We start from the raw sequence: 20239 nt of genomic DNA on the forward strand, positions 1-20239 counted from the left end.
GGGTGATCGTCTGTTATGCGATCATGAATGAGTGAGCCCACTCCTGGTTTTCCTGTTGGGCGCCGCGGGTGCGTTGGCGCCGGAGATCGTGCGGCTCTACGGGATTCGCAGCGATCCGAAGAAGTTCCGCTGGTCGTGGTTCTACCTGGTCGTGTCCGTCGCGTTCGCCGGGCTCGGTGGGCTGCTCGCGCTCGTGCTGCCCGCAACCACGCTGTGGGGCGCGCTCTACGTCGGCGTGTCAACACCCGTTCTAGTGAATTCCATGGCACGTAAGGGAAGGGAACTGACCAGGCCGGAGATGCGGTCGCAGCCAACGCGGTACTCCCTGGTCGACTCGTACCTGTACGGGCTCTAGTGGACCTCGGGGCGTCCCACGGCATCCGCCTTCGGTTCGACGGCGGCAGGCTGAACGCGGTCCTGCTCGACGTGCACCGCAAGCCCCCGCTCCCCGTCGCCGAGCACTTCCTCGGCGCGGGGGTCGACGTCGAACCGTGGCCGTCGGCGGAGATCCCGCTGACCAGGGTCACCCAGCGGCTCGGCGTCGGCACGCGGGAGCTCGACCTCGCCGAGACCCGCGAGATCGAGGTCGCGGCCATCCTGCGGCAGCGGTTCGACCTGCACGCGCCCGTCGACTGGCGGCTGTTCCTCGACGGCACGCCGACGCCGGTCGACGGCGGTGCCGTCTATGCCTTGCCCGACTTGACCATCTCCATCGAGACCACCGCGCCATGTTCGGTGGACCGTGGCGGCGTCCTGGTGTCGTTGCCCGAGGGCGCCACCGAGCTGACCGTCACCGCCAAGAGCGTCCCGGTGTTCGACGTGTCGGACACGGTCGTGGTGTGCCGTCCCGACCAGGTGCGGGAGGCCGCGATCGTCGCGTCCTGCCTGCCGGGAGACCGGTTCATCCCGATCATCCCGGTCGAGCCGCCGCCGATCACCCAGGCCGAGTACGTCGCCCGCTACACCGAGTTCCACCGCGTCCAGGAGCGCTCGATGTCGAAGGTCGGCGGGGCGATCGGGCGGTCGGAGGTCGTGTCGGGCGACGACGCGACCCTGCGGGCCGCGATCGCCGAGTTCGCCCACACCGACGCGCTTCGTCGCTCGCTGAGCGCCTACCGGTCGTGGTTGAAGCACAACAACCTTGTCGCTGCCCTGATCACCCAGATGGGTGTCAGGCGGGCCGTGCTCCTGCACGACTTCGGCCCCGAGGACCTCAACATCCGGGACCCGGCTTTGGCCGCGGAGGCCCACGAACAGTGGGTCGCCCTCACCGGCCAGGACGACGGCGACCCATTCAACAACATGCTCGGCGGTGTGCCCCAGTCGCTCCGCCTGAGCGGGACCGCGCTGACCGACCTCACCGCCGAGGCGTGGCGCCTGCTGCGCGGGGATGCCGAGCAGCCACCGACCATCGACGTGCCGTTGGACGCCGGAAACTGCGTCGCGGCGCTGTTCGTGGCGCTGCGGACCGGCCGGGTCCTGCGCGCGGTCGATGGCGCGGCGCCGGTCGACTTCGCCGAGGTCAACCCCGACTCCGACGAGGCCGTGCTGGTGGAGAACACCGCCGACCCGGCCGCGCTCGTCGGCGCGGTCTACGCCCACCACCGGTCCGCGCGGCTGGTGATCACCCCTCCGCCCGACCTGGCGCCGGTCCGCGCCGCAGTGGCCGCCCAACAGGACAAAGTCACCGCGGCGAGTCGCGACGCCGACGAGAGCCGGGGGCTGCGGCGGATATTCGGGTGGTCCAGGAATCCGTATGAGGCGGTGGAAGCGGCGGTGACCGCGCAGGTGCCCGCCGCCGCGGTGGCCGAGGTCGGCGACCGCAGGCTCACCGCGTTCACCACCGGGCTGCCCTACGCGTTCGTGCGCACAGCCGACGCCGACTGGGCGCGCAAACCCATCGGGCACATCGCCGCCGATCCGGCGCTGATGATCCTCAACGAGCTCTACAGCGTCGGCGTGGCCCGCTCGCCCGGCGCGTTCAGCCTGGTGTTCGATCCCGGGTTCTTCCGCGTCTCGGAGACCGAGGACGTGCTGCGGTCGGTGAGCGGCCACTTCACCCACCCCATCCGGGTGACCGCGCCGGACGACGTCACCCTCGACGCGCTCATGACGCTGCCCAGGGACCTGCCGGTCGAACTGGTCTTCTTCAACACCCACGGCTCCGACGACGGGATCGTGCTGGGCAGAAGCCTGGTCCTGCACGAATGGCTCATCCCGCAGTGGCTGAACCTCGAGCACCGGCCGATCGTGTTCAACAACTCGTGCCAGTCGTGGACCGGGGTCGGCCGCCAGTTCGTCCGGGTCGGCGCGCGCGGCTACATCGGCACCCTGTGGAGCATCCCGTCGAAGGAGGCCGCCGAGTTCGGCCGGATCGTCGTCGACCGGCTGACCGCGGGGGAGCAGCGCGCCTGTGAGTCCATTGTGGATACAGGGGCCGCGGTCGAGCGGTCGTACCTTTACGTCGGCACCGCGAACGGTCGGCTCGACCAGTGGCGCGACCGGGCCAGCACCCCCGCCGAGGCCGCGCTCGCCGAGTGCGCCCTGCTCGTCGAGGCCGCGAACACGTCCCGGGTCGCGGGCGCGCTGCGGCACGAGATCGCGACGCTGCGGCGGGTCGCCGAGGGCACGCCGCACGCCGACACGGTGGCCTACGCCGACATCCTGCTGACCGAACTGCGGTTCGCGAGCGACGACGACGAGCCCGACGACACGCTGCCGCAGCTGATCGACCGAGTGCTCGACCGCCTCGACCTGCCCGCCGACGAGCTGGACTCCCGCAGGGCCACTCGGTTCGAGCTGACCGGCTACATGCACGAGCGCCGCGGCGCGCCCGCGGAGGCGTGGGCCGACTATGAACGCAGCCTGGCTCTGGGTGGTGAGGTCGAGTTGGACATGGCCGACCTCCGCATGCGCCAGGGCGACATCGGGGCGGCGGAGGAACTGGCCCAAGCGGCGTACGACCGGTCGACGGAGGCCGGCGACAAGGACGGCGTCATGCGCGCCATCGGCGTGCTCGGCCAACTCGCCAAACGCCGCCATGACCACCCGGAGGCGATGCGACTGGCCCAGGAGGGCCACACGCGGGCCGTCGAGCAGCGGAACGAGCGGGAGCAGGGCGGCTTCAAGCTCGACCAGTGCATCCTGCACCAGCTCATGGGCGACCTCGACGCCGCGATCGCCGCGGGCACCGAGGCGCTGGCCGTGTTCCGCGCCATGCACGACGACTCGGCGGAACTGGCCGCGGTGGGCAGGCTCGGCATGTGCCACCGCGCGCGCGGCGACCTGGCCGCGGCCGAGCGCTACGCCATGACCGGGCTCGCGCAGGCCCAGCGCATGGGCGGGCCCGCGCAGCTCGCGGCGTTCCACTACGACGTCGGGGTGGTCCTGCAGCTGCGGGACCGGCCGACCGAAGCCCTCGCCCACCACCGCGCCGCGGCCCAGCTGATGGTCGACCGCGGCGCGTGGGAACTGGCGGCGGGCTTCCTGGACGCGTTCGCCCGCTGCGCCGCCGGTCTCGGCGACGCCGACGCCCTGTGGACGGCCGTGGTGTGGGGCAGCCGGATCTGCGCGTCGGCACAGGAACGGCTGTGGTCGCTGGTCGTGCCTGTGGTCGTGGAGGCCGCCAAGGTGGCGATCGACTGCGGTCGTCCCGCGACGACCAACCGCGGGCTGACCGAGTTCGCCGCCCTGGTCGACACCCAGGACCCCGATCTTGTGCCGCCACCGGTCCGGCTGCTCGGCGAGGTCAGCGCGCTGCTGCGGCTGTGGCTGACCGGCACGGCGGACCCTGTGGTGATCGGGCTCGCGCAGTACGTGGACAGCAAGACCGGTGGCGCGCTGGAACTGGCCGACTTCGTGGCCGTGCCGTACGCCCGGCGTTGATCACAAGGCTTCGCCGAGGCGGTTCAGGGCTTCGGTGAAGTCGGCGGGCGGCAGGTGGCCGAAGCCGAGGCGGAACACGCGGTCCGAGTCGCCGAACCACGGGCCCGGTGCGACTCGGACGTCCCGTTCTTGCAGGCGCGCGGCGAGCCCGGCGTCGGCTTCGGGCAGGCGCAGACAGCACATCGCGCCCGCGTCGGGGCGGACGATCTCCACGCCGTGGTGGGACGTCCAGGCCAGCAGTTCGTCCAGCGCTTCGCGCAAGCGGCGGGCTCGGTTGTCGAGGATCTCGTCGCGGCGCTGGAGAACGCGGGTAGCGAGGGTCTCGTCCAGTGTCGGACAGGCGATGGCGCCGAGGAACTTGGCCTCGCGGAGGGCGTCGTAGAGGGCCGGGTCGGTGGCGGTCAGCCAGCCGATCCGCAGGCCAGGGGCGCCGTGGGCCTTGGACACCGAGGAACAGGTGACCACGCGAGGGGAGAGGGCGGCCGCCGACGTGGGGACCGGGTCGCCGTAAGTGGCTTCCCGGTAGGTCTCGTCGATCAGGACGACGGCGTCGGGTGCGCGGTCGGCCACGAGCGTCAGGAGTTCCGTGAGTTCGGTGTCGGTGTAGCGGACGCCTGACGGGTTCTGTGGCGAGGCAAGGGAAATCAGTCGGGTGTGTGGGGTCAGCGCGTCGGCGATCGCTGGCAGCCGATAGCCGTCATCGAACGACGCGGGGACCAGGTCGAGGTGCGCGCCGAGCCGCTCGGGGACGGCCCTGGCGGGCGGGAAGCACGGTGTGACAAGGAGAACGTTGGTCGCCGGGGCGGCAGGTGACCTGGGCGATGGCCGACATCGCCTCGATCGCGCCGCCGGTCACGAGTACCTGGTCCGGGGTGACGCCGGTGTCCTTGGCGATCAGTTCCCGCAGGTCGACGGCACCGCGGGAGGTGCCGTAGCCGAGGACGGTGTCGGCGAACTCCGCGAGGTCGGCGATCTCGCCGACGGTGAGGGCCGGGCTGGTGCTCTCGGCGAGGTCGTAGCGGACGTGTTGGTCGATGAGCGTGGTCATCGTGTTCGTCATGTGTCCATGGTCGGGACGGTGGGAGCGCCGGGGGAGAGCCAACTCGGCTAAATTGGTTTGCTGATGGAGCCAATGGGATTGGTCGAGCGACTCGGCCGCTGGTCGTCGGGCCGCGGCCCGCTGTCGGTGCTGCTCGCGGCCAGGCTGCGGGCGCTGATCGATGAGGGCGAACTGCCGCCGGGGTCGCGGCTGCCGCCCGACCGCGCGCTGGCCGCCGCGCTCGCCGTCGGCCGGACCACGGTGGTCACCGCGTACGAGCGGCTCGCGGTGGAGGGGCGGATCGTCCGCAGGCAGGGCAGCGGCACGCGCGTCGCCGGGACGCGGGCCGCGCCGCCGCGGGCCACCACCGAGGCGCCCACGTTCCTGCACCTGCTCGAACCGAAGGACGGCGTGATCCTGCTGGCCTGCGCCGCGCCGGACCGCCCGCCCGCCGAACTCGTCGACGCCTACTCCCGGGCTGTGCCGTCGCTCTTGGACATCCGCGACGACATCGGTTACCACCCGATGGGGTTGCCTGCGCTGCGGGAGGCCGTCGCTGATCGCTACCGCGCGCGGGGTGTCCCGACCGACCCTGATCAGGTGCTGATCACCTCTGGTGGCCAGCAGGCGCTGTCGTTGCTGGCCCGTGCGCTGATCCAGCCGGGAGACCGGGTGCTTGTCGAGGCGCCGACTTATCCGGGTGCGCTGGAGGTGTTCCGCGGTGAGGGGGCCGTGCTGCGCACGCTGCCGGTGGGGTTCACGCAGGTGGAGAGTGCGGCGCTGGCCTACGTGATCCCCACTTTCCACAACCCGACCGGCGCGGTCCTGCCCGCGCTGCCACGGCGGCGGCTGGCCGAGAACGCTCTCGCCGCCGGGGTCCAACTGATCGATGACGAGGCGTTGACCGATCTCGGCTTTCCCGGCGAGGAAACTCCGCCGCCTCTGGCCGCCTATGACTCCGGGGTGATCACTATCGGCTCGCTGAGCAAGGTCGTGTGGGGCGGTTTGCGGGTCGGGTGGGTCCGTGCGCCTGCGTCCGTGGTGACCCGGTTGGCCCGGTTGCGCGCGGTGCACGACCTCGGGGGCAACGTCCCGGCGCAGTTGGCCGCGGTCGAGCTGCTTCCCAGGCTGGACGCGATAAAGGAGCGGACCGCCGTCGCGCGGGAGGCCGGTCACGACCACTTGCGCGCGGAGTTGGCGCGGCAGCTGCCTGACTGGGAGGCGCCCGCCGTGCGCGGCGGCCAGACGCTGTGGGTGCGGCTGCCTCGCGGTGACGGCTCGTCGTTCGCGCAGACCGCGCTGCGGCACGGTGTCGCGGTCCTGCCCGGGGTGGGCCTGGACGCGGGCGGTGGGAGTTGTGCCTATCTGCGCCTGCACTTCCTCAGTTCGCCGGAGGTGCTGAGCGAGGCTGTCCGGCGGTTGGCCGCCGCGTGGCGGGGCTACTCGGCGCCCACGGAACGGATCGGGCAGCTGCCGACGCTCGCGGTGTAGGTGTACTGGCAGTACACACCGGTGGTGTGTACTATTGGGTCATGCCCCTTCCTCGGTTCGACAGACTCCCGGACGATCGCCGGGCGGCGATCCTGGCCGTGGCTCGCGCGGAGTTCGCCGAGCACGGCCCGGAGGCCGCGTCGTACAACAAGATCATCGAAGGGGCGGGCATCTCGAAAACCGCCGCCTACCACTACTTCGACGGCCGAAACGACTTACTCGACACGGTCTTGGACGACGTCAAGGCCCGCCTGCTCAGCGCACTGCGAGTGTGGGTGGGCACCTCGACCCCCGAGCGCTTCTGGGCCGAACTCCGGGCCGGTGCGGCCAGGCTGGTCACGCACCTCGACGAACACCCGGACGACCGCGCGTTGGCCCCCGCCGCGATGGACCGCCCGGACGACCCAGCGGTCACCAAGTGGGTCTCCGACGTCGTGCGCGACGGCCAAGCCCTCGGAATCATCCGCACCGACCTGGACCCAGCCCTCATCACCGCCGCGACAGCCGCCCTCCTGCGCACCCTGGATGGTTGGGCCTTGTCCGGCCACCCCGTCGGCGACGCCGAGTGGAGCCTGCTGGCGGGCCTGTGGGGCGCGAGATGAGAACGGACCTGCACGTCGACTGGACAGTGCCCGCGCCGACCAGCGCCCTGGACAAGTTCATGGGCCCAGGCAAGTCCCGCGGCGAATCCACCGTCGAGATCCTGGGCGGCCTACTGGTTGCCTCCCTGCTCGCCTGGTACACCCTCCGCGCAGGAGGCATCGACGGCTGGCGGTTGGCACTCGTGGCCCTGCTAGCCCTGGACGTGACCGGCGGCGTGATCACCAACGCGACGAACTCCGCGAAACGCTGGTACCACCGCACCCCCTCAGCCCGCCCCCGCTTGGTGTTCGTGTCCGCCCACGTCGTGCATTTGGCTTTGGTGGCGCTGTTCCTCGGCGGATCCTGGACCTGGCTCTGGGTGAATGTGCTGGTGTTACTCGGCTCCGCGGCCATCATCGAGTCCACCGCCATCCGATTACGCAGGCCGATCGCGATGACGCTGCTGATGGCGGCCTTCGTGATCAACCTGGGCTGGCTGCCCGCGGCGCTGGCGTGGTTCCCCGGCTTGTTCTACTTGAAGCTGCTGGTGTGCCACCTGGTCCCGGAGGCCCCGCTTGACACCCGCTGACCTCCTGGCCACGGCTTTCGCCGACGAACCAGGCATGACGTGGGTGTGCGGATCACGAAAAGCCGCTTGGTTCGCCGCCACCCTCCAACTCCCGGCCCTGACGATCCACACCGCCCCTGGGGCGGTCGCGATCATCAGCGCCCCGCCTCCAGCCGGGCGGACCAAGCCGGCCGGGCCTGCCCAGCCCATCCCGTCCGCCGGGCCTGCCCAACCCGCCGGGTCGGCCGAGCCTGCCGGGCCTGCCGGGTTAGCCCAACCCGCCGGGTCGGCCGAGCCTGCCGGGCCTGCCGGGTTAGCCCAACCCGCCGGGGTGGCCGAGCCTGCCGGGCCGGCCAGGCCGGGCGGTCCAGCCGGTGAGGTCGGGCAGGCAGGTGGGTCGCCGGGGGTGGGGGCGCTCGTCGGGTGGACGTGGCGGGTCCTGTGCGGCTGTGGGCCGCGGGCGGTCAGTCGGACGCTGGCGTACCAGCGGGCGACGGACCGGCTCAAGCCCGCCGGAGTGTCCACTGTGGAATTCGTCGGCGTGCTGCCGGACAGCCGTGGCAAAGGCGCGGCGAGAAGGCTGATCGACGGTGTCCCAGGGCCGCTCTTCCTGACAACGGCCGATCCGGCCAACGTCGCTCTCTATCAACACCTCGGCTTCCAAGTGACCCACCGCGCACGCGTCGGGCCCCTCATGGTCGCCGCGATGCTCAGGAGGTAACCAGGCGCAGCGTTGTGGCACACAGCCCCGCTCCTATCGGGCCATTCCGTAGACGCGGTCGATCTTGATGCGCAGGACCAGCCTGCCGTCGCGGACCATCGCGGCTCGGTATTCGTCCCAGTTCGGGTGTTCGCCGCTCAGGTGGCGGTAGAGGTCGACCAGCTCGTCCGCCGTCGCGTCGTGCGGGTCCTGCGCGACGGGCGTCAGCTCCGCGGTGCCCTCCGCGACCGCGTACTGCCAGCCGTCGGGGCTGGTGACGTGGTAGGTGGCCCGGGGGTCTCGGCGGAGGTTGGCAGTCTTGGCGCGGTCGTCGGTCACCGAGATCCGCAGGACGCCCGCGGTCTCGTCGTAGTGGTGCAGCACGTTCGACAGTTGGGGGCGGCCGTCCCGCTTCAAGGTGACCAGGGCGCCGAAGGGGCGGTCGCGCAGGAGGGCGTGGAGGGCTTCGTTCGACATGATCGGGTCAACCGGTGCGGGCCAGGCGGGTATTCCCAAATTGAGTGGACGGCGGAGGCCGGTCGCGCTTAGCTCCGCGCGTGGACCTTCCTCGACCGTTTGTCATCCGCGAAAGCGGCCACCGCGTGCACAACCCGCTGACCGAGGCCAAACTCGCGACGATGGGGGCGGCGCTGAAACTCGCGCCCGGCACCTCCGTGCTCGACCTGTGCTGCGGCAGCGGTGAGCTGCTGGCCACCTGGGCGAAGGCCCACGGCATCACCGGCACGGGCGTCGACATCAGCACCGCGTTCCTCGCCGCCGCCGAGGCGCGGGCCGCCGAGCTCGGGGTGTCCGACCGGGTGAACTTCGTCCACGGCGACGCCTCCGGCTACGTCGCGGACGAACCGGTGGGGCTGGCCGCCTGTGTCGGCGCGACCTGGATCGGCGACGGGGTCGCGGGCACGGTCGACATCCTGCGCCGCAGCCTCGCGCCGGGCGGGATGATGCTGATCGGGGAGCCGTTCTGGCGGATCGAGCCGCCGGACCAGGAGACCGTCGAGAAGTGCCACGCCCAGTCCCGCGACGACTTCGGCTCGCTCCCGGAACTGCTGGAGCGGTTCGCGGGCCTCGGCTTGGACGTCGTGGAGATGGTGATCGCCGACCAGGACAGCTGGGACCGGTACGTCGCCGCGCAGTGGCTGTCGACCCGGCGGTGGCTCGACGCGAACCCGGACGACGAGTTGGCCCCTCAGATGCGCGCTGAACTGGACACCGCACCGGTGATCCACGTCCGCTACCAGCGGGAATACCTGGGTTGGGGCCTGTTCGCGCTGCTCCCGCGATGAAGGACCGGCCCGCGGGCGTCACCGACGCGGACGTGCGGTCCGCGCTGGCGGCGTGGGGGATCGACGCCCCCGTCGACTTCGCGCCCGTGGGCTACGGGGACTACCACTGGACCGCCGGTGGACGCTGGTTCGTCACTGTCGCCAGGTCGGCCGTCGAACAGGCGATGGACACCGCGTCGGCGTTGCGCGGGCTCGAGTTCGTGGTGGCCCCGGTGCCCGCGTTGTCCGGCGCGACGGTGGTGCCGCTGGGGGAGTACTCCGTCAGCGTGTTCCCGCTCGTCGAGGGCGAGCCGGGCGAGTTCGGCGCGACACTGACGCGGGACGAGCGCGCGGACGTGCTGGCGCTGCTGGCTTCGCTGCACCAGACGGCTGTCCCGGACCGTGCCCCGGTGGCGTCACCGGAGTTGGCCGGATGGTCGATTGTTGAGGAAGCGCTGCGCGGCGACGGCTGGCCGGGGCCGTACGGCGAGCCTGCGCGGGCGCTGCTCGCCGACCATCGGGACGTGCTGCGCGGGCGGCGGGCCGAGTTCGACCAAGGTGTCGCCGCACTGTCCACGCGTGTCGTGCTGACGCACGGGGAGCCGCATCCTGGCAACTTCCTGCGGCACGGGTCGCGGCTGCGGCTGGTCGACTGGGACACCGTGGGCACGGCCGTGCCGGAGCGCGACCTGTGGCTGGTCGTCGCCGAATCCGCCGACCTCGACCGCTACGCCGACGCCACTGGACACGAACCGGACCAGGCCGCGTTGGACCTCTACCGGCTCCGCTGGGCGCTCGACGACGTCACCGCCTACCTCCGCCAGTTCCGCGCGCCCCACGGCGACACCGCGGACGCGCGGGAGTCGTGGGGATTCTTTGTGGCCACCCTCGCGAACCTGGGCCGAAATACTTCGTCGCGGACGCTCACGGGCGTGGTTGACCCGCCGATGATCAAAGTGAACCCGACTGAAAGGACGCCCCCGAATTGGAACCGGCTTTAGCGACGCGCCTGACCAAGCTCGATGTGACGGCGCGGATGTGGGAGACGTTGTTTCCGATCCTGAGCGGCGTCGGAGTGATCCTGATCGGTCTCCTGGTCGGCCTGATGCGATTGGGCGACATCTATGTCGTGGCCGGTCTGCTGATCATGGCGGGCGGCGGGTGGGTGGTGGTGCAGGCGGCGCGGGTGTTGCGCATGACCCTGCGCGCCCGGCGGATCCTGCGGGTGGAGCCGTGGGTGGAGCGGCGGATCGACTTCTACGTGGCGGATCGGACCATGTCTCACTACGCCGCGGCCTGGGTGCGGTCCAAGCCAGAGGAGCCCCTTTGGATCCACACGCTGCCGCTGGAGCAGCGACGGCTGGCGTGGGTGGGGGAGGACACCACGGTCTGGATCGCCGGGTCCGGCCAGTGGCGGGTGATCAGCCCGGTGGGCGGCGGGACGACTCGGCTGGCCATGCGGGCGGAACCTGGTGACGCACGTTTCGGCAAGATCGTCTCGATGACGCCACGCGGGGACAAGCGTGCCGAGCGGCTGATCAGAGCGACGCGGCGGGCCGCTGGGTAGCCTGAGCGGAAATGGCTGACCAGGGAGGCAGGGTGGCGCGGATGAGTGCCGGAGCGGTTCTCGGCGCGAACATACGCGCGTTGCGGGGGGAGTTGGGGCTCTCGCTGTCCGAATTGGCGCGGCGTTCGGAGATCGCCAAGGGGACGCTGTCGCAGCTGGAGAACGGGCTGGGCAACCCCACCATCGAGACGGTGTTCAGTCTTTCGAACGCCCTGAAGGTGCCCGTGTCGTCCCTGCTCACCGAGCGCGCCGAGCCTGGCGTCGTGCTGGTCCGGTCCGCCGGGCTCGACGTGCTGAGCAGCAACGCCGTCGACCTGCGGCTGCTGCGCCGGATGGACGTGACCGACACCGTGATGGAGGTCTACGACCAGCGGGTGCGGCCGGGCGAGGTGCAGCAGTCGGCGGGACATCCGGGGTTTGAGCACGTCGTGGTGACCGCCGGGGTACTCAGGGTGGGTCCGGTCGACGACCCCTACATCCTCGAACCCGGCGACTACGTCTGCTTCCCCGGCCACCTGCCGCACCTCTACGAGACCGTCGAGGGCCCGGTCACCTCGGTACTCATGCTCCAGTACCCGGTCGACGCGGGCACCAGCCCGATGGGCGGCTCGTGTGCGGTGTCCAGCGCCGCCCGACCGCAGGCTTGACGTCCCACCTTTCTCCCCCTAACGTCCCCCGTGTTCACTTTAATGAACGCTGGAGGTGTGGGTGTACCCGGACGTGGTGGTCGTCGGCGCGGGCGTCATCGGCGCCGCTGTCGCGCGGGCGCTGACCGTCGCGGGTGCGCGCGTCACCGTGCTCGACCGTGGGGCGCCCGCGTCGGCGACGACGGCTTCCGGTGAGGGCAACGTGCTCGTGTCCGACAAGGCGCCCGGGCCGGAGCTCGACCTGGCCGTCGCCTCCCGGCTGCGGTGGCCGTCGCTGGTCGAGGAGCTCGGCATCGACGTCGAGTGGGAGTCCAAGGGTGGCGTGGTCGTGGCGACCACGGACGCCGCCGCGCAGCCGCTGCTCGACTTCGCCGCCGCTCAGCGTGCGGTCGGGATCCAGGCCGACGTCGTCGACCGGGTCCACGACCTGGAGCCGCACCTGACGAAGGCTGTCACCGCCGCCGTCCACTACCCGCAGGACGCGCAGTTGCAACCAGTGCTGGCCGCGTCCGCCCTGCTCGCCGACGTGCGCGCGAAGGGCGGGACCGTGCGGGCGGGCGTCGAGGTGTCCGGTGTGGACACTGCAGACAGCCGGATCACGGGTGTGCGCACCAGCGACGGCGTGATTCCCTGTGGGGCGGTGGTCAACGCGTGCGGGCCGTGGTCGGGGGACTTCGCCCGCGCGGCCTGCGCGCCCATCGCGATCCTGCCCCGGCGCGGCATCGTGCTGGTGACCGGCGCGCTGCCGCTGGTGGTGCGGCACAAGGTCTACGACGCGGACTACGTCGGCGCGGTGGCCAGCGGAGACGCCGCCCTGCAGACCTCCAGCGTCGTCGAGTCGACCCCGGCCGGGCCGGTGCTCATCGGGTCGAGCAGGCAGCGGATCGGGTTCGCCGAGCGGATCGACGTCGAGGTCCTGCGGGAACTCGCACGCAAGGCAGTCGCGCTGTTCCCGGTGCTCGCGAACGTCCCGGTCATGCGCGCCTACGGCGGTTTCCGCCCCTACGCCCCGGACCACCTGCCGGTCATCGGCCCCGACCCCCGCCTGCCCGGCCTGTGGCACGCCACCGGCCACGAGGGCGCGGGCATCGGCCTGGCCCCCGCGACCGGCGACCTGCTCGCCGCGCTGCTGACCGGCGCTGACCCACAGTTGGACCCCACGCCGTTCCGCGTCGACCGCCCCGCCGTGATGGAGGCGCTGTGAAGATCACCGTCGACGGCGAGTCGACCCCCGTCCGGCCGGGCCAGACCGTCGCCGCCGCGCTGATGGCGGCGGGCAGGGTCTCCTGGCGCGACACCCGGCACGGCGGCAGGCCGCGTGGGCTGTTCTGCGGCATCGGGGTGTGCTTCGACTGTCTCGTCGTGGTCAACGGCGTCCCGGACGTCCGTGCCTGCCAGCGCTTGGTGGCCAACGGCGACGAAGTGCGCACCCAGCACGGCGCCGAGCTGCCGGAGGCCCGCCCATGATCGTCGTCATCGGCGCCGGACCAGCCGGGATCAACGCCGCCAGAGCCGCCGCGAACGCTGGGGCCGAGGTCACCCTGATCGACACCGCCCCGACCGTCGGCGGCCAGTACCACCGCCAGGCCGTCGGTGCGGACAACGCCCCGGGCGCCGCCGACATCGCGCGTGACCCGAGGATCCGCCACCTCGCCGAGTCCGTCGTCTGGGCCATCGAGTCCGTCCACAACGGACACAAGGTCCACGTCAGGACCGGCCAGGCCGACGGCCCCGACAGGTACGGCCACGCCGTGCACGCCGACGCGCTCGTCCTCGCGACCGGCGCCTACGACCGCGCCCTCCCGTTCCCCGGCTGGGACCTCCCCGGCGTGGTCACCGCGGGTGCCGCGCAGGCCATGGCCAAAGGCCAGGGCGTCGCGGTGGGCCGGCGGGTCGTCGTGGCGGGCACCGGGCCGTTCCTGCTGCCCGTCGCCCAGTCGCTGGTCCAGGCCGGTGCCCACGTGGTCGCCGTGCTGGAGGCGAACCGGGCGCGGGGCTGGCTCGCCGCTCCCAAGGCCCTGCTCGCGGGCCGCGGCAAGCTCGGCGAACTCGCGGGCTACGCGAAACTCCTTGCCCGGCACCGCATCCCGTACCGCACGAGCCGCACGGTAATCGCCGCGCACGGGACCGGCCGGGTCACCGAGGTCACCACCGCGACCCTCGACGCACAGTGGAAGGTCAAGCCGGGCACCGAGCGCCGGATCGCGGTCGACGCCGTGTGCGTCGGCTTCGGCTTCACCCCGCAGCTCGAACTCGCCGTGTCCGCGCGCTGCCGCCTGGTCGACGGGTTCGTCGAGGTGAACGAGGCCCAGGCGACGTCCGTCCCCGGTGTCTTCGCCGCGGGCGAGCTGACCGGCATCGGCGGCGCCGACCTGGCCGCCGCCGAGGGCACGGTCGCGGGCATCGCGGCCGCCGCCTTCGAAGGCCACGAGACCGCCGAGCCGGACCTGAAGGCCGTCCGACGCGGCCGCCTGTTCGCCCAGGGGCTCGACAAGGCGTATCCCGTGCGGCCGGGCTGGCAGAGCTGGCTCACCGACGACACGCTGGTCTGTCGGTGCGAGGAAGTCAGCTTCGGCGCCCTGCGCACCGCGCTCGACAACTACAGCGCCTTGGGCGTCCGGTCGCTCAAGCTGACCAGCCGCGTGGGCCTCGGGCCCTGCCAGGGCCGCGTCTGCGGACGCGCCGCCGCCGAACTCGCCGCCGGGATCACCGGCGGCAGCTATGACCCCGCCGCGACCGCAAAACGGCCTTTAGCGGCGCCATTGAGACTCAGCGAACTCGCTGAGAAGGAGGAGAAGTGACTCAGGAACGGCTCGACGGCGTGATCGTGGCCACCGCGCTGCCCTACACCGAGGACGCGAGCGCCCCCGCGGGCCTGCGCCCCGACTTGGACCGCTACGCCGAGCACTGCCAGTGGCTGGTCGCCAACGGCTGCCGCGGCGTCGGCCCGAACGGCTCGCTCGGCGAGTACTCGTCGCTCACCGACGACGAGCGCAGGCAGGTCGCCAGGACCGCCATCGAGGCGGTGCGCGGCCAGGGTGTCGTCGTCGTCGGTGTGCACGGCGCGGGCGCCCACCAGGCCCGCCACTGGGCCGAGCTGGCCGCCGAGGACGGCGCCGACGGTGTGCTGTGCCTGCCGCCCACGATGTACCGGGCGAACCGCGCCGAGGTGGTGCACCATTTCACCGAGGTCGCCAAGGCCGGGCTGCCGATCATGATCTACAACAACCCGATCGACACCAAGGTCGACCTGACCCCGGACCTGGTCGCCGAACTGGCCCAGATCGACAACGTGGTCGCGGTCAAGGAGTTCTCCGGCGACGTGCGCCGGGTGCTGGAGATCCGCGAGGTCGCCGACATCGCGGTGATCGCCGGTGCCGACGACGTCGTGCTGGAGAGCCTGCTCATGGGCGCCACCGGCTGGTTCGCGGGCTTCCCGAACGTCTTCCCCGCCGAGTCCGCGCGCCTCTACGCCCTGGCCACCGAGGGCAGGCTGGAGGAGGCCCGCGCGCTCTACGAGCCGCTGGTCGCCGCGTTCCGCTGGGACTCGCGCGTCGAGTTCGTCCAGGCGATCAAGTTCGGCATGGACTACGTCGGCCGGTTCGGCGGCCCGAGCCGCCCGCCGCGCGGCCCGCTGAGCGCCGAGCAGCGCGAACTGCTGGGCGCCGACATGCGCAAGGCCGTCGAGCACCTGCACAGCGTGGCGGTCTGACATGCGCGCGTCCCGCTACCTGAGCGCGGTCGACTCGCACACCGAGGGCATGCCGACCCGGGTCATCACCGGTGGCGTCGGCGTCATCCCCGGCGCGACCATGGCGGACCGGCGCGTGCACTTCATGGCCCACCTCGACCACCTGCGCGAGTTCCTGATGAACGAGCCGCGCGGGCACTCGGCGATGAGCGGGGCGATCCTGCAGCCGCCGACCCGGCCGGACGCCGACTGGGGCGTGCTCTACATCGAGGTGTCCGGCTGCCTGCCGATGTGCGGGCACGGCACCATCGGCGTGGCGACCGTGCTGGTGGAGACCGGGATGGTCGAGGTGACCGAGCCGGTCACCACCGTCCGCCTCGACACCCCGGCCGGGCTCGTGCTGGCCGACGTCGCCGTGCGCGACGGCCGCGCCGAGCACGTCACCATCCGCAACGTCCCCGCGTACTCCCACGAGCTGGACGCGACGGTCGAGGTGCCTGGTCACGGCCAGGTGCGCTACGACATGGCCTACGGCGGCAACTTCTACGCGATCCTGCCGCTGGCCGACCTGGGCATCGCCTTCGACCGCGCCGAGAAGGACCGGATCCTCACCGCTGGTCTGTCCATCATGGACGCGATCAACGAACAGCGGCGCCCGGTGCACGTGGCCGACCCCACCATCGGCGGCTGCAAGCACGTCCAGTTCACCGCACCCGGCCATGACGGCAGCCACTCGCGCAACGCCATGGCCATCCACCCCGGCTGGTTCGACCGCTCACCCTGCGGCACCGGCACTTGCGCGCGCATGGCACAGCTGCACGCGCGCGGGGAGCTGAAGCTGGAGGAGGACTTCGTCAACGAGTCCTTCATCGGCACCCGGTTCATCGGCAGGCTCATCGAGGACGCCCAGGTGGGTGACCGGCCCGGGGTGATCCCGACGGTGACCGGCCGCGCCTGGATCACCGGGATGGGGCAGTACCTGCTCGACCCCACCGACCCGTTCCCGAAGGGCTTCGTCCTGTGACCCGCGTCGTCTCGACCTCTCCGCAGCGACCCGCTGACGTGGTGGTCGACCTGCCCGCCGCCACCCCGGCGGAGGTCGTCCTGGCCGCGGCCAGGGCCTACAAGGCCCAGCGGGACTGGGCCGCCGCCGCACCCGGGATCCGGGCCGCGGCGCTGCACGGCATCGCCCAATCGCTGGCGGACAACGCCGCCGACGTCGCCGCGCTGATCGTGCGCGAGGTCGGCAAGCCCGCCGGTGAGGCCGCGGGCGAGGTCGGTCGGGCGGTCGCGCTGCTGCGGTACTACGCCCAGCAGGCGTTCGACCCGATCGGCGAGACCTACGCCGTGGGTGGCGGACTCGGCTACACCGCGCGCAAGCCGCGCGGTCTGGCCGGTCTGATCACCCCGTGGAACTTCCCCCTGGCGATCCCGGTGTGGAAGTCCGCCCCGGCGCTGGCCTTCGGCAACGCGGTGGTCATCAAGCCCGCGCCGGACGCCACCGCGTGTGCGCTGCGGCTAGCCGAGCTGGCTGCACCGCACCTGCCCGACGGCCTGCTGACCGTGCTGCCCGGCGGCGCGGAGACCGGTTCGGCGCTGGTGTCCTCTGTGGACGCCGTGTCGTTCACCGGCTCCAGCGTCGTCGGTCGCACGGTCGCGGTGGCGGCGGCCGAGCGCGGCATCCCCGCGCAGTGCGAGATGGGCGGGCTGTCGGCCACGATCGTGCTGCCGGACGCCAACCTCGACCAGGCCGCGACCGACATCGCCTACGCCGCGATGGCGTTCGCGGGCCAGAAGTGCACCGCGACCAAGCGGATCATCGTCGTCGGCGACAGCCGACCGCTGGCCGAGGCGCTGGCGGCGAAGGTCGGCGGGCTCGGCTTCGGCGACCCGGCCGAACCCGGCGTCGTCGTCGGCCCGCTGATCACCGCGCAGGCACGCGACCGCGTGCTCGAGGCGGCGGCGCAGGCGCGGTCCGGCGGTGGCGAGGTCATCGCGTTCGGGGTCGTGCCGTCGGCCGACGGGTGGTTCGCCGCCCCGGCCGTCATCGCCGGGCTCGACGCAAGCGCCGCGCTCAACCGTGACGAGGTGTTCGGCCCGATCTGCACGCTCACCGAGGTGTCCGATGTGGACACCGCGCTGGAGCTGTCGAACGCGACCGACTACGGCCTGGTCACCTCGCTCTACACCGCCGACCTCGACGCCGCGCTCGCCGCGGCGCAGCGGTGCGAGACCGGCATGGTGAAGGTGAACGCGCCGACCGCCGGGGTGGACTTCCACCTGCCGTTCGGCGGGGAGAAGAACTCCGGCTACGGCGGCAAGGAACAGGGCAAAGCGGCGGCGGCGTTCTACACCACCCCGCGCACGATCCAGATTGGAGCGGCGAAGTGAACCGTCCGGCACGGCGCGACCCGAGCAGGCTGCTGGAGGCCACCGGGTTCCGCGACTTCGTGAGCAATGGCTGGGGGCCGGCCGAACGCCAGGTCATCCTGCCCGAGGGCGCGGCGGCCGCGGCGGCCGAGCACCGGCGGCGGCTCGTCGAGGCGCTGCCGGGCAAGCGCATCGCGGTCGCGTCGGGCTGGGCGCCGGTCCGCGCCAACGACACCGATTACGAGTTCCGCCCCGACAGCGACTTCGCGTGGCTCACCGGCTGCCAGGCCGAGGGCGCTGTGCTCGTGATCCAGCCCGGCGGCGACGCGGAGCTGTTCATCATCGAGCCCGCGCGGCCGGGTGAGGCCGACTTCTTCGCCAACGCGCGCGACGGCGAGCTGTGGATCGGTCCCACCCCCGGCCTCGCCGACTGGAGCGAGGCGCTCGGCCTGTGGTGCAGGCCCATCAGCGACCTGCCGTCCGCGCTGCGCGGCCGCGTCCCGGAGACGCACGCGACCACGGGCGTCGACCCACTGCTCGACGCGCTCGTGCCGGGAGCGCCGTCCGGGGAACTGCGCCGGACCGCGTCAGACCTGCGCCGGATCAAGGACGACTGGGAGATCGGCGAACTGCGCCGCGCGGTCGCGGCGACCATCCGCGGGTTCGACGACGTCGCGGCCGAACTGCCCGCCGCGGTCAAGGGCGGTGGCGAGCGGTGGCTGATGGGCACCTTCAACCGCCGCGCCTACCTGGAGGGCAACGGCGTCGGCTACCAGTCGATCGTCGCCGCGGGCGCGCACGCGCCGGTCCTGCACTGGGTGCGCAACAACGGCCCGGTGGCCGAGGACGCGGTGCTGCTGCTCGACGCGGGTGTCGAGGTCGACAGCCTCTACACCGCCGATGTGACCCGAACCCTGCCGGTGTCGGGCTCGTATTCCGCTGTGCAGCGGCAGGTTTACGACCTCGTGCTCAAAGCGCACCACGCCGCGCTCGACGCGGTGCGGCCGGGCGCGGCCTACACCGACTTCCACGCGGCCTCGATGCGCGTGCTCGCCGAGGGCCTGCACGACTGGGGCCTGCTGCCGGTGTCGGTGGAGGAGTCGCTGGCGATCGAGAACCAGCAGCACCGCCGCTACATCGTCTGCGGCGTCGGGCATTTCCTCGGCCTCGACGTGCACGACTGTGCCCACGCCTCACCCGAGGCGTATCACGAAGGACCGCTCGCCGAAGGCATGGCGCTGGCGGTGGAACCCGGGCTCTACTTCCACCCCAACGACCTGACCGTGCCGCCGGAGCTGCGCGGGATCGGCGTGCGGATCGAGGACAACGTGGTGGTGCGCAAGGGAGGTGTCGAGATCCTGACCAAGGAGCTGCCGATCGAACCCGACGCGCTGGAGGCGTGGGTGCGCGACCGGGTCTAACCGATCCGGGGGTGGACCTCGGGGTGCGCCTCCCACCACGGCCGGAACACCGGGCTCTGCATGGCGTGCATGGCATACGCGGCGCCCGCGGCCCGGTAGATGGCCTCGACGGCGTCCTCGGTCAACCGGTCCCGGCGCCAAGCCAACAGCAGCCGCATCTGGACCGGCGACTCGGCCAGTGGCCGGACGACAACCCCGTCCGGCCACTGCGTCGTCGGCTCCACCAGCGTCACCGCCTGCCCGGACTGGACCAGCGCCCGGCCGCCACCGCTGGGCGCCTCGAACCGGATGCGCGGGGTGAAACCCGCCTTGCGGCAAGCGGACCGCAGTTCGGCGAGCGACCCGTCCTCGGCGCCGGGCGGGCAGATCCACGCGTCCTCGGCGAGCGCGCCCAGCGGCACCTCGTCCCAGTCGGCGCAGCGGTGTTTCGCCGACATGCTCACGAGAACCGGCACGCGCTGCACCAATGTCCGGTGGGCCACCGGGCCGCCGAGGCCGATGTCGTGTCCGATCGACATCCCGACGACGGCGACGTCCATTCGGCCGTGCGTCAGCGAATGCGCGAGAATCGTGCTTGACGACTCGACCTGCAGGATGAATTCGGTGTCCGGCAACGCCTCGTCGAGCCGTTCGACCATCGTGCCGACACACTCCATGTGCGCCGAACCCATGCGGATGACGCCTTTGGTGTTGGTGTGCACCAGATCCGCGCCGAACGCGTCGAGCTCCACCAGCAGAACCCTGGCCCGGCGCAGGACACGCTCACCCAGCGGGGTGGGCGCCGTACCGGTTCGGCTGCGCAGGAACAACTGCCCGCCGACCGTGCGCTCGACCCGCTGCAGCAGCACCGTCAGCGCTGGTTGGGACACCCCGAGCGAGGACGCGGCCTGGGAGAGGCTGCCGGTCTCGGCGATCGTGCAAATCGCCCGCAGGTGACGGAATTCCAGGTCCATAGCCGAAGTCTATAGACGGATGGCATTACCCGGAACGCTTTC

Annotated in this window: 20 protein-coding genes and 1 pseudogene; 17 read left to right on the plus strand and 4 right to left on the minus strand. The window is 71.9% G+C overall.

All coding sequences use genetic code 11. From position 1 onward, the window contains the following. The first annotated feature begins 31 nt into the window (after positions 1 to 31). Positions 32 to 355: a hypothetical protein gene (locus ACSHT8_RS34440; protein WP_436496238.1), complete on the plus strand. Its 324-nt coding sequence runs from the start codon at positions 32 to 34 to the stop codon at positions 353 to 355. Beyond that, positions 355 to 3885, plus strand: a complete 3531-nt coding sequence (locus tag ACSHT8_RS34445; protein ID WP_436496240.1) for a hypothetical protein — start codon at positions 355 to 357, stop codon at positions 3883 to 3885. Before ACSHT8_RS34440 ends, ACSHT8_RS34445 begins: the two co-directional genes overlap by 1 nt. On the opposite strand, the pseudogene ACSHT8_RS34450 reads toward ACSHT8_RS34445, so the two are convergent. Both ACSHT8_RS34450 and ACSHT8_RS34455 read right to left on the minus strand, forming a co-directional pair. Beyond that, positions 3886 to 4626: pseudogene (locus tag ACSHT8_RS34450) on the minus strand (pyridoxal phosphate-dependent aminotransferase); the annotation flags it as partial. Further along, a complete protein-coding gene (locus ACSHT8_RS34455) occupies positions 4583 to 4945 on the minus strand; it encodes an aminotransferase class I/II-fold pyridoxal phosphate-dependent enzyme (RefSeq protein WP_436496242.1) in 363 nt (120 codons plus the stop codon). The pseudogene ACSHT8_RS34450 and the gene ACSHT8_RS34455, both read right to left, overlap by 44 nt. Before the next feature lie 63 nt (positions 4946 to 5008). On the opposite strand from ACSHT8_RS34455, the gene ACSHT8_RS34460 reads away from it, so the two are divergent. Genes ACSHT8_RS34460 through ACSHT8_RS34475 form a run of 4 tightly spaced genes read left to right on the plus strand, consistent with a single transcriptional unit; the run spans position 5009 to position 8286 of the window. Continuing rightward, positions 5009 to 6415 (plus strand): PLP-dependent aminotransferase family protein, encoded by a 1407-nt coding sequence (locus tag ACSHT8_RS34460; RefSeq protein ID WP_436496244.1) that lies wholly within the window; start codon positions 5009 to 5011, stop codon positions 6413 to 6415. Positions 6416 to 6456: 41 nt separating this feature from the next. Then, on the plus strand, positions 6457 to 7017 hold the full coding sequence (locus ACSHT8_RS34465) for a TetR/AcrR family transcriptional regulator (protein ID WP_436496246.1): 561 nt from the start codon (positions 6457 to 6459) through the stop codon (positions 7015 to 7017). Then, positions 7014 to 7586: a hypothetical protein gene (locus ACSHT8_RS34470; RefSeq protein ID WP_436496248.1), complete on the plus strand. Its 573-nt coding sequence runs from the start codon at positions 7014 to 7016 to the stop codon at positions 7584 to 7586. Before ACSHT8_RS34465 ends, ACSHT8_RS34470 begins: the two co-directional genes overlap by 4 nt. After that, positions 7573 to 8286, plus strand: coding sequence for a hypothetical protein (locus tag ACSHT8_RS34475; RefSeq protein WP_436496250.1), 714 nt, complete (start codon positions 7573 to 7575; stop codon positions 8284 to 8286). The genes ACSHT8_RS34470 and ACSHT8_RS34475 overlap by 14 nt, the downstream gene beginning before the upstream one ends. A gap of 33 nt (positions 8287 to 8319) precedes the next feature. On the opposite strand, the gene ACSHT8_RS34480 is transcribed toward ACSHT8_RS34475, so the two are convergent. After that, positions 8320 to 8742, minus strand: coding sequence for a PPOX class F420-dependent oxidoreductase (locus ACSHT8_RS34480; protein WP_436496252.1), 423 nt, complete (start codon positions 8740 to 8742; stop codon positions 8320 to 8322). Between the two features lie 80 nt (positions 8743 to 8822). Between ACSHT8_RS34480 and ACSHT8_RS34485 the strand changes: the two genes are divergently transcribed. The 11 genes from ACSHT8_RS34485 to ACSHT8_RS34535 all read left to right on the plus strand — a co-directional run bounded on the left by ACSHT8_RS34485 (position 8823) and on the right by ACSHT8_RS34535 (position 19244). Next, positions 8823 to 9569 (plus strand): SAM-dependent methyltransferase, encoded by a 747-nt coding sequence (locus ACSHT8_RS34485; protein WP_436496254.1) that lies wholly within the window; start codon positions 8823 to 8825, stop codon positions 9567 to 9569. Continuing rightward, a complete protein-coding gene (locus ACSHT8_RS34490; RefSeq protein ID WP_436496256.1) occupies positions 9566 to 10549 on the plus strand; it encodes a phosphotransferase enzyme family protein in 984 nt (327 codons plus the stop codon). The genes ACSHT8_RS34485 and ACSHT8_RS34490 overlap by 4 nt, the downstream gene beginning before the upstream one ends. Continuing rightward, positions 10534 to 11115, plus strand: a complete 582-nt coding sequence (locus ACSHT8_RS34495; RefSeq protein WP_436496258.1) for a hypothetical protein — start codon at positions 10534 to 10536, stop codon at positions 11113 to 11115. The genes ACSHT8_RS34490 and ACSHT8_RS34495 overlap by 16 nt, the downstream gene beginning before the upstream one ends. A 41-nt stretch (positions 11116 to 11156) precedes the next feature. After that, the gene (locus tag ACSHT8_RS34500; RefSeq protein ID WP_436496260.1) at positions 11157 to 11762 is read left to right on the plus strand and encodes a helix-turn-helix domain-containing protein; all 606 of its coding nucleotides are present in this window, start codon (positions 11157 to 11159) and stop codon (positions 11760 to 11762) included. Between the two features lie 61 nt (positions 11763 to 11823). Then, positions 11824 to 12966, plus strand: coding sequence for an NAD(P)/FAD-dependent oxidoreductase (locus ACSHT8_RS34505; RefSeq protein ID WP_436496262.1), 1143 nt, complete (start codon positions 11824 to 11826; stop codon positions 12964 to 12966). Beyond that, on the plus strand, positions 12963 to 13229 hold the full coding sequence (locus ACSHT8_RS34510; RefSeq protein WP_436496264.1) for a (2Fe-2S)-binding protein: 267 nt from the start codon (positions 12963 to 12965) through the stop codon (positions 13227 to 13229). The genes ACSHT8_RS34505 and ACSHT8_RS34510 overlap by 4 nt, the downstream gene beginning before the upstream one ends. Further along, on the plus strand, positions 13226 to 14563 hold the full coding sequence (locus ACSHT8_RS34515; RefSeq protein WP_436496266.1) for an FAD-dependent oxidoreductase: 1338 nt from the start codon (positions 13226 to 13228) through the stop codon (positions 14561 to 14563). Before ACSHT8_RS34510 ends, ACSHT8_RS34515 begins: the two co-directional genes overlap by 4 nt. Beyond that, positions 14560 to 15474, plus strand: a complete 915-nt coding sequence (locus tag ACSHT8_RS34520; protein ID WP_436496268.1) for a dihydrodipicolinate synthase family protein — start codon at positions 14560 to 14562, stop codon at positions 15472 to 15474. The genes ACSHT8_RS34515 and ACSHT8_RS34520 overlap by 4 nt, the downstream gene beginning before the upstream one ends. 1 nt (position 15475) lies before the next feature. Continuing rightward, positions 15476 to 16477: a proline racemase family protein gene (locus tag ACSHT8_RS34525; protein ID WP_436496270.1), complete on the plus strand. Its 1002-nt coding sequence runs from the start codon at positions 15476 to 15478 to the stop codon at positions 16475 to 16477. Next, positions 16474 to 17844, plus strand: a complete 1371-nt coding sequence (locus tag ACSHT8_RS34530) for an aldehyde dehydrogenase family protein (protein WP_436496272.1) — start codon at positions 16474 to 16476, stop codon at positions 17842 to 17844. The genes ACSHT8_RS34525 and ACSHT8_RS34530 overlap by 4 nt, the downstream gene beginning before the upstream one ends. Further along, positions 17841 to 19244, plus strand: a complete 1404-nt coding sequence (locus ACSHT8_RS34535; protein WP_436496274.1) for an aminopeptidase P family protein — start codon at positions 17841 to 17843, stop codon at positions 19242 to 19244. Before ACSHT8_RS34530 ends, ACSHT8_RS34535 begins: the two co-directional genes overlap by 4 nt. Here the strand turns inward: ACSHT8_RS34535 and ACSHT8_RS34540 are convergent. Then, positions 19241 to 20197, minus strand: coding sequence for a LysR family transcriptional regulator (locus ACSHT8_RS34540; protein WP_436496277.1), 957 nt, complete (start codon positions 20195 to 20197; stop codon positions 19241 to 19243). The two genes, ACSHT8_RS34535 and ACSHT8_RS34540, sit on opposite strands and share 4 nt — an antisense overlap. Between the last annotated feature and the right edge of the window lie 42 nt (positions 20198 to 20239).

Origin of the sequence: Actinokineospora sp. HUAS TT18 (assembly GCF_051364635.1) — a bacterium.
In the GTDB taxonomy this organism is placed as follows: Bacteria; Actinomycetota; Actinomycetes; order Mycobacteriales; family Pseudonocardiaceae; genus Actinokineospora.